The sequence below is a fragment of the Nitratireductor sp. L15S-10 genome (assembly GCF_045011005.1).
Taxonomy (GTDB): Bacteria; Pseudomonadota; Alphaproteobacteria; order Rhizobiales; family Rhizobiaceae; genus Nitratireductor.
In genome coordinates this window covers 1,491,445-1,503,789 of the sequence record NZ_CP120674.1, presented here as the reverse complement: position 1 = coordinate 1,503,789, position 12,345 = coordinate 1,491,445, and the positions used below count along the sequence as shown (strand labels likewise).

Here is a 12,345-nt window from a genome sequence, read left to right as displayed (position 1 = left end):
CGAACTTTCACCGACCAAAACCCTGCGGCGGTGCGCCTTCGTCGTCAGGACCGATTCGCACGCCCCGATAGAATACCGAAGCCTTCGATGAGCGCTTCGGTTGCCTGCAGGTTGCTCAGCTCAGCCTGGATTTCCACCAGATGCCGCGCGTCCTCTTCATTCCAGTCATTGGCGAGCGCCAGTTCGGCCGCTTTAAGCTCCTTATGTAGAGAGCCTGCGCGCCGGTGCAAGTGGAGCGTCTGCGCAAAGGCTTCCCGAGCGTCATCCAGAGCAGCATTTTCAAGCGCTGGCCACATATAGGCGGACTTCACGCGCGCTTCCGCCTGCTGCCAGATCGGAAGAAGCCCATCCGCCTCGATCTTGCGCAGAAGGACCTCACGATCGTGCGCCGGATTATGCGCGACTGCATCGAGGATCGCCATGCGCAACCGGCCAAGTTCGGCGCTGGCCAAAAGCATCTGGTCCAGCGCATCGAAATACTCGTCAATCAGGGGTGGATGGTTGACCAGCGAGACAAGAAGCGTCGCTTCACGCAGCGGCATCGTCGGTGACGAGCTGCGCACCAGCGCAGAACGGGCAAGACTCTCCGAAACAGCCAATCGCCCGGATGCACCGCCGGGACGTCCGCCGAAGCCGCGGTTCCGTCCGCCAATCCCCCCGCCGATGCCCCCTTCACGGAAACCCCTTCCACCGCCGCGTTGAGCCTGGTTTCCGCCAAAGAACGCGCGCGCGCGTTCCCGCATGTCCTGACTGTAATGGCGCTTCAGGTTCTCGTCGCCGATCCGCGCCGTCAGTGCCTGCAGGTTGCGCTCCAGTTCGGCCCTGCGCTCCGGTGTATCGAATACCTTGCCGGATGTCTCACGCATCCACAGCATGTCGGCAAGCGGCCGCGCTCCGGCAAGAACTGCCGCAAACGCATCAGGTCCCTCCTCGCGGACAAGGTCGTCGGGATCCTTGCCCTGTGGCAGGAGCGCGAAGCGCAGGCTGCGCCCCGGCTGCACCAGTGGCAGTGCAAGATCTGCTGCACGCCAGGCGGCCCGCAAACCCGCCTCGTCCCCATCGAAACACAGAACCGGCTCTCCCGACATGCGCCAAAGCAGATCCAGCTGGTTCTCGGTGAGGGCGGTGCCCAATGGCGCAACGGCGTTTTCGAAACCAGCCTGGGCGAGCCCGATCACGTCCATATACCCTTCCACCGCAATCACAGGCTCCCCCTTGGTAGCCGAACGGCGCGCGCGGGCAAGATTGTAAAGGACGGTTCCCTTGTGGAAGAGCTCGGTGTCGGGAGAGTTCAGATATTTCGCGGGCACGTCTTTCGACATGGCGCGCCCCCCAAAGGCGATCACACGCCCTCTTGCATCCTCGATCGGAAACATGATCCGGTCACGGAAGCGGTCATAGGAAACCGGTATATCGGGGCCGAACACAACAAGACCACAAGCCTCGATCTGGTCCTTCGTTACCCCTTTGCCAGCCAGATATTCCTTCAGCGCGTTCCGGCTTGAAGGGGCATAGCCAATGCGAAAAGCCTGTTGAGTGGCGCTGGACAGCCCCCGTCCGCGCAAATAGGCACGCGCTTCCGCACCCTGCTGCTCCTGCAGCATGCTTTGAAAGAAACCCGTCGCCATCTCCATGACATCAGACAGGGAGGCGCGCTCCTGCTCGCGCCGCTCGGCCTGCGGATCGCGCTGCGGCATGGGCACTCCCGCCATGTCGGCCACCCGCTCCACGGCTTCCGGAAAACTGATGCCATCGAGTTCGGACAGAAACCGGAAGTGATCACCCGAAACCCCGCAGCCGAAACAGTGGTAACGGCCTTTCCTGTCTTCGCAATGAAAACTCGGCGTGTTCTCTCCGTGAAACGGGCAACATGCCCAGTAGTCGCCGCGCGATGCATTGGTTTTCTTGCGATCAAACGTTACGCGCGTTCCCACCACCTGCGATATGGGCACGCGGTCACGGAGTTCATCGAGAAAGGAATTCGGAAAGCGCATTTTTATCCTGCCTACCGGATCATATAAGCATGATCGTCGGCTACTGCGACTCCTGAAGAAGCTTCTTCACGGTATTCACAGCCGGAAAAGATACGGCATGGAACAGTTCGCGCATACAACTTAACCGATTGTTCAAGCGCAGATGTTAAACCCCGGAGGTCGATTGGATACAGACCGGCGAACACGGCCGGGAACACAAGCATCAGGGTGGCGGTACACGTGCTTACGGTTTACAACTGCATTGTCAATGAACACGATCCCCGGCTGGTTGTACTGGCTGGCGTTCTGGGAGCAATCGCCTCATTTGCTGCGGTGACGCTTTTGCGGCATCTGCGCAAATCGACGGGCCAAACGCGCCTGTTATGGACAACCGTAGCCGCCATCTGCTTCGGCTTCGGCGTGTGGGCCACTCACTTCGTCGCCATGTTGGCGTTTTCCCCCGGCATGTCGACCGCCTATGATGTCCCACTCACCGCCCTATCGCTGATACTTGCAGTCCTCTGTAGTGGTCTGGGCATGTTCGTTGCCACGGCCCGCCCGACCCTGGACCATCATCTCGTTGGCGGTTCGATCATCGGAGGGGGTATTGCGGTGATGCACTTCACCGGCATGATCGCATTCGAGGTTGAAGGCCGGCTTGAGTGGAACATGATGCTGGTCGCCGCCTCCGTGATCGCCGGTGTCGTTCTTGGTGCCCTCGCCATTCAGATCGCTCTGGCGCGCACCTCGCAGATACGAAACCTTTCTGCAAGCCTGACACTGACCCTCGCAATCTGCACCATGCATTTCACGGCCATGGGCGCCGCCTCGATCATTCCCGATCCCGCAATCACCATATCCCAGTTCTCTGTTCCTTCCACGATCCTTGCGGCCGCCGTTTCTCTCGCAGCGGTCATGATCTTTGCGCTGACGGCCTTGGCCCTTTGGGTCGACATTCGAGACAAGCGCCGCGCCGTGGCAGAAGAGCGCCGCATGCGTGGCCTCGCCAACGCCGCCTTTGAAGGCCTTCTGGTCTGCGATGACACGGTTATCGTCACGGCCAATCAGAGCCTCGCCAGATTGTGCGGGCGGGGCATCGAGGAACTGGTGGGAATGGATTTCACGGATCTGTTCGGCACCATCCAGCTCGATGGCGCCAATGCCGAGGAACCTGTCTGGGAGACCACGCTCGAGCACGCCAATGGAACGAGCAGGCCGGTTGAGCTCCTTTCCCGAACCATTGACTACAGCGGAAAGCCGCACACCGTCATAGCGGTACGCGACCTGTTCGAACGCAAAAAGGCAGAGGCCGATATCCGTCGCCTGGCCATGAATGACACGTTGACCAATCTGCCCAACAGGCGAAGCTTCACGGCCCAGCTTGAAAATGAAATGGCAACACTTGCCGAAGGAAAGTCGATAGCGTTGCTGTGCCTTGATCTTGACCGTTTCAAAGAGGTCAACGATCTGTTCGGCCATGCCGCAGGCGACGCGATGCTGCGCAAGGTCGCGGATAACGCCGGCAGCGTATTGAGCGAGGGTCAGATGCTGGCGCGTCTTGGCGGTGATGAATTTGCGATCATCGCCCCTGGTATTTCGGATCACAAGGAGGCTGCAACACTCGCCGAGCGGATACTTGAAGCCTTCCGGGCGGAGAACGCGCGGGCAAGCAGCGACGGCCTTATGTCAACGAGCATCGGCATCGCCATTTATCCACGCGATGCGCAGGATCAGGAGATGCTCATCAACCATGCCGACACGGCGCTTTACCGCGCCAAGTCCGAAGGGCGCGACACTTACCGGTTCTATGAACACGCCATGGGTATCGAGGCCCGTTCCCGCAGGATAATGGAGCACGAGCTGCGCCATGCGGTAACCCGCAACGAATTCCACCTCGTGTATCAGCCCCAGAAGAAACTCGATACCGGTGAACTGATCGGCTACGAAGCGCTTCTGCGCTGGCAGCATCCTGAACGGGGAAATGTATCGCCCGGCATTTTTATCCCTGTTGCTGAAGAGAGCGGTGCCATTGTCCCTATCGGCGAATGGGTTCTCAAGACAGCCTGTCAGGCAGCCGTCAGTTGGAAAAGCAACCTGATGGTCGCGGTGAATGTTTCGGCGATCCAGCTTCACAGCGTGAACTTCGCGCAAACGGTCCACCGCATCCTGCTTGAGACCGGACTGTCACCGCATCGTCTCGAAATCGAGATCACCGAAACCGCGCTGGTCCGTGATATGCATCGGGCGCTTACCACGCTGCGTCAGTTAAAAACCCTTGGAATCCGCGTGGCGATGGACGACTTCGGAACAGGCTATTCGTCGCTCTCCAATTTACGCGCCTTCCCCTTCGACAAGATCAAGATCGATGGGAGTTTCATTCGGCAGGTGGATACAAACGAACAGGCCGCCACCATCGTTCGCGCAGTGCTGGGCATCGGCCGTGGTCTCGGCCTCCCGGTCCTGGCCGAAGGCGTCGAGACATCCGGCGAGTTGAGCTTCCTTGCGAAGGAACTGTGCCAGATCGGCCAGGGCTATTACCTGGGACGTCCCAGCCCGCTTGACGAGTTGCGCGAAGACGGCCTCAGCGCGAACGAAGAAAGCGCGGATGCCAACGCGGCGTAAATGCATCGGAACTGCGGCAGGTGCTACCCCAGCTTGACGCTGCGCAGCCGCAATGCATTGGCTATGACCGAGACCGAAGACAGGCTCATTGCGGCTGCGGCGATCATCGGTGACAGCAAGGTCCCGAATACGGGATAAAGGATGCCAGCCGCGACCGGAACGCCAAGCGCATTGTAAACAAACGCGAAGAAGAGGTTCTCCTTGATGTTGCGGATCGTCGCCTGCGCAAGCGCGCGGGCGCGAACGATCCCGTTCAGATCACCCTTCACCAGGGTTATCCCGGCACTTTCTACCGCCACATCAGCGCCCGTCCCCATGGCAACGCCGACATCGGCAGCAGCAAGTGCGGGCGCGTCATTCACCCCGTCACCAGCCATCGCAACGCGCGCACCTTTTGCACGCAATTCCTCAATCAGCTTCTGCTTGTCCTCCGGCAGCATGTCGGCTCGCACTTCATCGATGCCCAGCCGCTCGGCCACCGCCCATGCAGTTCGTTCGTTGTCACCCGTCGCCATAATGATGTTCAATCCAAGCTCGTGAAGGCTACGGATGGCACTCGAGGTCGTCTCCTTGACCGGGTCGGCCACCGCGACCAGACCCGCGGCCTCGCCATCCACGGATACGAACATCGCCGTCTTGCCTTCAGCACGGAACGTATCAGCGCGTTCGGTCAGATGCTCGACTGCGACCCCGGCCCCTTCCATCATCGCCCTGTTTCCGAGCACCACTTGGCGGCCATTGACCTCGCCGACGACACCCTTACCGGTTACTGCATCGAAATTGCCGACCTTTTCGAGCTCAATACCACGATCGTCGGCCCCGGCGACTATCGCTTCAGCCAAAGGGTGTTCGGAGCCCCTCTCAAGGCTGGCGGCGAACATCAGAAGCTGCTTCTCCTCCCACGTTCCAACTGTGACAACATCCGTCAATCCGGGACGTCCTTCAGTCAACGTCCCCGTTTTGTCGACGATGAGCGTGTCCACGCCGGCGAAGCGTTCGAGCGCCTCGGCGTCCTTGATCAGGACGCCGCTCTGCGCACCCCGTCCCGTTGCCGTCATGATCGACATCGGGGTTGCCAGTCCAAGCGCACAGGGGCAGGCAATGATGAGCACCGAAACCGAAGAGACGATAGCGAACACCATCGAAGGCTCTGGTCCGAACAGGGCCCAGACGATGAAAGCCAATATCGCCACCAAGACCACGGTTGGCACGAAATAGAAGGAAACGCGATCGGCAAGGCCCTGGATCGGCGCGCGCGAGCGTTGCGCCTTCGCCACCATGTCAACGATCTGCGAAAGCACGGTCTCAGAGCCGACGCGCTCCGCCCGCACGACCAGTGTACCGTTCTTGTTGAGGGTGCCACCGGTCACCGGATCACCTTCCGCCTTTTCCACCGGAACCGGCTCGCCCGTGATCATCGATTCATCGATCGACGACCTTCCCTCTTCGACCGTTGCATCTACCGGCACACTGTCACCGGGGCGGACCCGCAGCCGATCCCCGACACGAACCTCTTCAAGCGCTATATCGGCTTCCGAGCCGTCGTCCTTGATACGCCGTGCCGTTTTCGGAGCAAGATCGAGCAACGCGCGGATGGCTGAACCAGTTCGCTCCCGAGCCCGCAGTTCCAGCACCTGACCAAGGAAAACCAATGCAACGATGACCGCAGAAGCCTCGAAATAAACCGGCACGGCTCCCCCCTCGCCCCGAAACTGGGCTGGGAATAGACCCGGCGCGAGCGTGGCCACCACGCTGTAGGCATAGGCGGCACCGACACCGATGGAGATCAAGGTCCACATATTCGGGCTGCGATTGAGGAAGGATTCGTAACCGCGGCGAAAGAACGGAAGCGCCGCCCAGAGAACAACCGGCGTGGCCAGCGCGAACTCGAGCCAGACAGACGCCCGCTCTCCGATCCAGTGTCGAAACGGCAATCCGACCATCGGCCCCATTGCGATAAGCAAAAGCGGGACGGCCAAAAACGCGCTTACCTGAAAACGGCGCGTAAAATCCACAAGCTCGGGATTGGGACCTTCTTCCTCCGGTACCCCCACGGGTTCAAGGGCCATACCACAGATCGGGCAGGATCCAGGTTTGTCACGCACAATCTGCGGGTGCATGGGACAGGTATATCTGGCTCCCGACTCCGAGGCTTTCTCATTATCTGCGGCCTGCCTGCGCCCGCTGCAATGCGCCCCATGGACGTGATGATGTTTCTGTTCGTCAGCCATTCGAGAACTCCTGAAACCATCTGTGCTCTGTGGTAACCCTTCCAGCAACTGGAAGGTCAAGCACGGCCCTTCGTTCCCTCTCCAACGAAAAAACGGCGGCTCGGTTGAGCCGCCTGCAAATTTTTCTCAGAAAGAGCAGCCTACGCGGTCAGCGCAGCATGCCTTTGACAATGCCGCTGGCCTTGCCGAAATCCATGCGTCCCGGGAATTTTTCCTTGAGTACATTCATGCATCGACCCATGTCCCGAAGCCCGTCTGCACCGACTTCATGAACCACTTGCGCGCAGGCCTGCTTCAGATCGTCTTCACCAAGCTGTTTGGGAAGGAACTCGGCAATAACTGCGATTTCCTCGCGCTCCTGCTCGGCAAGCTCCAGCCGGTTGCCCTCTTCAAAGGCTTTCGCGGATTCCTGCCGCTGCTTTGCCATCTTGGACAGAATCTGCAGAATTTCCTCATCGCTAACCGGGTCCTTGCCGGCTCCACGATTGGCAATATCGCGATCCTTGATCGCAGTCTGAACCAGACGCAGCGTTGAAATGCGGCGTTTGTCTTTCTGTTTGACGGCGTCGTTCAACGCCTTGGCGAGTTTCTCGCGCATCATAACACCTGTCTCCCGTCGCTGAGGACGAACATAGCTCCGGCCAAGTCACGAAGCAAGCGACAACGCCCCAATAAACCATTGGAAACATTGACATAAATAATTAGTTGCGAGCGATTGACCGATTTGCAGCCTTTGCCTATTGTCCGCGCCCTGCATGGACAATTTCCTTTTCGGCCTGAATCCGTCAGCTTTTGGCTTTCGCGCGGATCCAATTCGCTGGGGCATATGGCCCATGTGCGGCTGTCTTTCAAGTCCCCCATGCTCATCCCCCCTTGCGTTCGACGGCAAAAAGTGAGAACCGGTCAGCTCGCAGATCATGTTAAGGAAACCTGAAGCGCGCGCAGGCCTCTGCCCGCGATGGTATTCAGGCACACGAATGATGGAGACCCCAATGGCGACCAAAACCGCCCCCTGGAGCACGAGCCGGCCGACAGCCCTGATCGTGTTGGCCGACGGCACTGTGATCGAGGGAAAGGGCGTGGGAGCCGGCGGAGAGGCGATCGGCGAACTCTGCTTCAACACGGCGCTAACGGGCTATCAGGAAGTCCTTACGGACCCTTCTTATGCAGGCCAGATCGTTACCTTCACCTTCCCGCATATCGGCAATGTCGGGGCCAATGATGAAGACATTGAAGATCTTCATCCTGCCGCCCGCGCCGGCGCGGTCGGTGCCGTTTTCCGCGCTGATATCACCAACCCGTCAAATTATCGTGCGAGCGGCCACCTGGATGGATGGCTGAAGCGCCGCGGTATCGTTGCTATCAGCGGTGTTGACACACGTGCTTTGACAGCACTCCTGCGCGAAAAGGGGGCAGCGAATGCCGTCATAGCGCACGACTCCGAGGGAAATTTTGACATCGATGCCCTGAAGGCGAAGGCGCGTAACTGGAGCGGGCTTGTCGGGCTTGATCTGGCAAAAGAGGTCTCGTCGGGCCAATCGCAGGCATGGACGGAGACACCCTGGGTCTGGGATGAGGGTTTTCGCACTCAGGGAGCGCCGACCCATCACATTGTGGCGGTCGATTATGGTGCGAAGCGTAACATTCTACGCCTTCTTTCCGGCCTCGGAGCCAAAGTCACCGTGGTTCCAGCAAAGACAAGCGCAGCAGACGTTCTCGCCCTGCAGCCCGATGGCGTGTTTCTCTCCAATGGCCCGGGGGATCCGGCAGCCACCGCCGAATACGCCGTTCCGATGATCCAGGAGCTGCTGAACACCGAAATACCGCTTTTCGGTATCTGCCTCGGTCATCAGATGCTCGCACTCGCGCTTGGGGCGAAAACCGTCAAAATGCATCAGGGCCATCACGGGGCGAACCATCCGGTCAAGGATTTCACCACCGGCAAGGTCGAAATCGTCTCCATGAACCACGGTTTCGCGGTGGATGGCGACACTTTGCCGGAAGGCGTCGAGGAAACGCATGTTTCCCTCTTCGACGGAAGCAATTGCGGCCTGACAGTCGTCGGCAAGCCTGTCTTCTCGGTCCAGCATCATCCGGAGGCTTCACCCGGACCGCAGGATTCCCACTACCTCTTCCGTCGCTTCGCCAATCTCATTCGTGAGCGGCGTGGCGAACCAGCGCTCGCTGAGTAAGCAAAAAGGGCGGCTCCGAGGCCGCCCTTTCTTGTTCCAGAAATCCGCTTCGGTCAGGAAGAAAGACGCAGCTTGACGATCTGCTCGCCGATTTTGTCGAACACTTCCTTGAGCTGGCGACTGGATGGAGTGTCAAAATACTGGTCGGGCCGGCTCGCACAGGTGCGCATCATGTCGCCCGTGCCGGTGTCGCGGACCTCGAGCCTGATCGTGTAAATGTCGATACCGCTCTTTTTTGCAAAGTCACAGGCTTCGATTGTCTTTTCGTTCATCAGCCTCGTGGATTTGCTCGAACTTGCATTGATCTCTCCATCGAGCCGTCCCTCGACCATATAGCCAAAGCTCGTGTAGCGGGACCGGAGACGGTTGTTCAAGACGCCAAACGTGTTTGCACCGTCCGTCAACACAACCATGACCTTAACCAGGCCATCCTCCGAATTCCCCGCAGGGAATGGTTCATCCGGCGAGAGGACGCGCGCCCCCCAGGAAACACCTTCCATGATGTTGGTGTTGCCCTCGGCCTCGAACTGCTTCACCTTCGACTTGAGCAACGCATAATCGTTGGTGAGCGGCGTCAGCGGCTCCGAACTGCACATGTAGTTTGGCCCCGGCGCGTCATCTTTGGGCTTGGGTTTCTTGCCACCCAGCACATTTCCCAGAAGATCGAACCCGTATTTTCCGACCTTCTTCACTTTGCCCAGAACACTATTGTCGAGGGGATCGACCGACGAATCGAGATAATCGTTATAAAAGCGCTCTGACCAATGCGTACCGGGTTCATCGATCGCAAATGCAGGAACGAAGAGGCTGGCCGGGTCCCGCCGATCCGCAGGTGTTGCCGCCACATCGTGCCGCGTGGTGCCATCGCGCATACGTGTCTCCACGCAGCCTTTCCACTGGTAGCCGAGACTGTTGTAGACATGGAAGCGGCTGATGCCTGTCTGAAGTTCGAGCTGAGGAACTTCACTCTCTCCGTAGAGATCAAGCCAGGGCGCCCCCGTCCCCTCCTTCATTTTCCCCTTTTCGTCGAACTCAGGCCCATATTGCGGCCCGACATTCACGAAGGTTGAAAAGGGAACGAGCGCAAAGCGGAGCCGATCCTTATTGTCAACCTGGGCTGAAATGTTGTCGATCATTTCCTCGACGGCTTTTTTCATGTCGCGCAGCTTGCTGCCCCGCATGGACCCGGTCGTATCGAGCACCAGCGCGATCTCATAAGAGACCAGAGCCACATCGGCCTGCGAAACTGCGTTGACCGGCATGGAATCCTTGCCGAATATCCCGCCAAACATCAGATCCACATCGACCTTGGCCGTGACGCGCACAGATCGACCATCGCGCTCGACTTTCAGCGCGTCGAAGCTTCTGTCCAGATTTCCCTTGAGATAATTGTAAGCGATGGAACTCGCTTCCAGGTCTGAGACTTTCTTGCCCTTTTGCGCCACCGCCAACGCCGCCGTATCAAGCGCATTCTGCAGTTCAGAGCGCACCCGGCTCATGTTCGAATAGTCGACGGCGAAGCCGGAAGCGCTGATCAGCGCCATAGCTGACAAGCCGGTCATCATTGCAAAATTACCAGACCTGTCAGCACCAAAACGCTGGCAAAGCCGCTTACCGGAACGCAAAAAGCGCCCAAACTGAGAAACCATGTTGCCCACCCAAGCTTTGTTTTGTTGGCGGCAAAATATTTCACGGGGTTTAAAAACGCGTTAAACGGGTAGTTGCAATTCTACACGCGAAGATTGCGCGTCGAGCGGCGTTGCCTCCGCCGAAACGGCAGACTGATCAGCCATGCGATTGAGAAACCCAGTATCATGCCCGCGCCGGCCCAGATAAATCCGTGCAACGTGATGGGTATTGCCGGCTCGAAATCTCTCAGGGCTCCCTGCAACACAGGACCGTCTGGCGCACGCGCAACAACCAGGGGTCTGAGCACAGGCATGGCTTCATCGAAAGCCTCGGACTGCCGCTCCAGATCACCCAATCGTCCGATCGCAGCGCGAACAGACCCCGCACGTTCCTGGAGAAACGCACTACCCGTCTTTTCATAGACCCGTATTGCACTTTCGCGGTTCAGGTTATTCTGGGCTGCATCTGCGTCGAAGGCTTCGACAACCTGCCTCAACTCATGCTGAGCACCGTTAAGCCGTTGTCGATACTGTTGGGAAAACTCGGGTGCCTGCGACGTAATCGAGCCGCAGACCACCGCCATAGTAAGGCTCAGTATTCTTCCTAATCCAAACATGTTCCAGTCCACCTCGTGCGTGGTAAGGGAACGACTGGTCCAGGTTTGGATAGGCTCTTTGCTAGATGGGCTCGTTGAAGGTATCGCAATCGGCCAGCCGTCCGCTCTTGAGCCCCCGCGCAAACCATGTCCTCCGCTGTTCGGAAGTACCATGGTTAAAGCTCTCCGGCACCACGTAACCCTGGGTGCGGCGTTGCAGCGTATCATCGCCGATCTGGTTGGCGGCATTCAACGCCTCTTCGATGTCTCCGTCATCAAGAAGGCCCTTCTGGGCGGTGAAATGTGCCCAGATGCCTGCGAAGCAATCCGCTTGCAGTTCCACGCGGATCGACATCGCATTCGCCTCTGCCTGGCTCATGCGTTGCCGCATTTGGTTGAAACGCGGCAGAATGCCGGTCACATTCTGCACGTGGTGGCCCACTTCATGCGCAACCACATAGGCCTGCGCAAAATCGCCCGAAGCATCAAAGCGGCGTGAGAGCTGATCGAAGAAGCCCAGATCAAGGTAAACCTTCTGATCGCCGGGACAATAAAACGGTCCCGTCGCTGCCGAAGCGAAGCCACAGGCTGAGCGCACGGAATCTGTGAAAAGAACCATCGACGGTTCCTTATAGTCGAGCCCCTGGGATTCGAATATGCCATTCCAGGTGTCTTCCGTTTCGGCCAACACGACACTCACGAACTGCTTCATCTCGTCGCTCGCGCCGCTTGGGATCTGCTGCTGCCCTGTCGTGGTCTGGCTACTGGCTCCCGGTTCACCGGACAGCATCTCCAGCGGATTGATGCCACAGGCACGCAAAGCGAAGAAAAGAACCACAAGCACAATGATACCGGATAGCCCGCCGCCGGCGCGCCGCCCCCCGCCTACGGGAAGCCTCACGCGACCGCCAGATCGACCGAATCCCCCGGGGAACATTCCCCTGTTCCCCGATCGACCCCTACGGTCCTCGACATTGCTGCTTTGGCGACGACCTTTCCAGCGCATGCGTAAAATTCCCAGTTGCTTCCAGTAGATACTAGTTATCGGCTTATACACCACAAGGCCAGAGGTTGTTTGCCCGCCTGCGCAACGGCAAGAGTGG

The 12,345-nt window shown here is 58.8% G+C and carries 8 protein-coding genes; 2 read left to right on the top strand and 6 right to left on the bottom strand.

From position 1 onward, the window contains the following. Positions 1-44: 44 nt before the first annotated feature. Entirely contained in the window at positions 45-1,994 is a 1,950-nt protein-coding gene (dnaG, locus tag P2W41_RS07250; RefSeq protein WP_404934704.1) for a DNA primase, read from the bottom strand. A gap of 219 nt (positions 1,995-2,213) precedes the next feature. Here dnaG and P2W41_RS07245 point away from each other — a divergent pair, with 219 nt between their 5' ends. After that, entirely contained in the window at positions 2,214-4,595 is a 2,382-nt protein-coding gene (locus tag P2W41_RS07245; protein WP_292896633.1) for an EAL domain-containing protein, read from the top strand. A 23-nt stretch (positions 4,596-4,618) separates the two neighbouring features. On the opposite strand, the gene P2W41_RS07240 is transcribed toward P2W41_RS07245, so the two are convergent. Beyond that, positions 4,619-6,826, bottom strand: coding sequence for a copper-transporting P-type ATPase (locus P2W41_RS07240; protein ID WP_404934703.1), 2,208 nt, complete (start codon positions 6,824-6,826; stop codon positions 4,619-4,621). A gap of 148 nt (positions 6,827-6,974) precedes the next feature. Next, complete coding sequence (locus tag P2W41_RS07235; protein WP_292900236.1) at positions 6,975-7,424, bottom strand: GatB/YqeY domain-containing protein; 450 nt, start codon at positions 7,422-7,424, stop codon at positions 6,975-6,977. Between the two features lie 394 nt (positions 7,425-7,818). Between P2W41_RS07235 and carA the strand changes: the two genes are divergently transcribed. Beyond that, entirely contained in the window at positions 7,819-9,018 is a 1,200-nt protein-coding gene (carA, locus tag P2W41_RS07230; RefSeq protein WP_404934702.1) for a glutamine-hydrolyzing carbamoyl-phosphate synthase small subunit, read from the top strand. A 53-nt stretch (positions 9,019-9,071) separates the two neighbouring features. Here carA and P2W41_RS07225 read toward each other — a convergent pair whose 3' ends face one another. The 3 genes from P2W41_RS07225 to P2W41_RS07215 form a co-directional block, all read right to left on the bottom strand. Further along, complete coding sequence (locus P2W41_RS07225) at positions 9,072-10,580, bottom strand: VWA domain-containing protein (protein ID WP_404934701.1); 1,509 nt, start codon at positions 10,578-10,580, stop codon at positions 9,072-9,074. Positions 10,581-10,747: 167 nt separating this feature from the next. Beyond that, entirely contained in the window at positions 10,748-11,230 is a 483-nt protein-coding gene (locus P2W41_RS07220) for a DUF2937 family protein (protein ID WP_404934700.1), read from the bottom strand. A 94-nt stretch (positions 11,231-11,324) separates the two neighbouring features. Then, positions 11,325-12,248, bottom strand: a complete 924-nt coding sequence (locus P2W41_RS07215) for a neutral zinc metallopeptidase (RefSeq protein WP_404934938.1) — start codon at positions 12,246-12,248, stop codon at positions 11,325-11,327. Positions 12,249-12,345 lie beyond the last annotated feature (97 nt).

Bases quoted from the DNA above. Each gene is read 5' to 3' on its own strand.
- P2W41_RS07220 (WP_404934700.1), bottom strand. From the start codon at position 11,230: ATGGCGGTGGTCTGCGGCTCGATTACGTCGCAGGCACCCGAGTTTTCC.
- P2W41_RS07225 (WP_404934701.1), bottom strand. From the start codon at position 10,580: ATGACCGGCTTGTCAGCTATGGCGCTGATCAGCGCTTCCGGCTTCGCC.
- dnaG (WP_404934704.1), bottom strand. From the start codon at position 1,994: ATGCGCTTTCCGAATTCCTTTCTCGATGAACTCCGTGACCGCGTGCCC.
- P2W41_RS07215 (WP_404934938.1), bottom strand. From the start codon at position 12,248: ATGCGCTGGAAAGGTCGTCGCCAAAGCAGCAATGTCGAGGACCGTAGG.
- P2W41_RS07240 (WP_404934703.1), bottom strand. From the start codon at position 6,826: ATGGCTGACGAACAGAAACATCATCACGTCCATGGGGCGCATTGCAGC.
- carA (WP_404934702.1), top strand. From the start codon at position 7,819: ATGGCGACCAAAACCGCCCCCTGGAGCACGAGCCGGCCGACAGCCCTG.
- P2W41_RS07235 (WP_292900236.1), bottom strand. From the start codon at position 7,424: ATGCGCGAGAAACTCGCCAAGGCGTTGAACGACGCCGTCAAACAGAAA.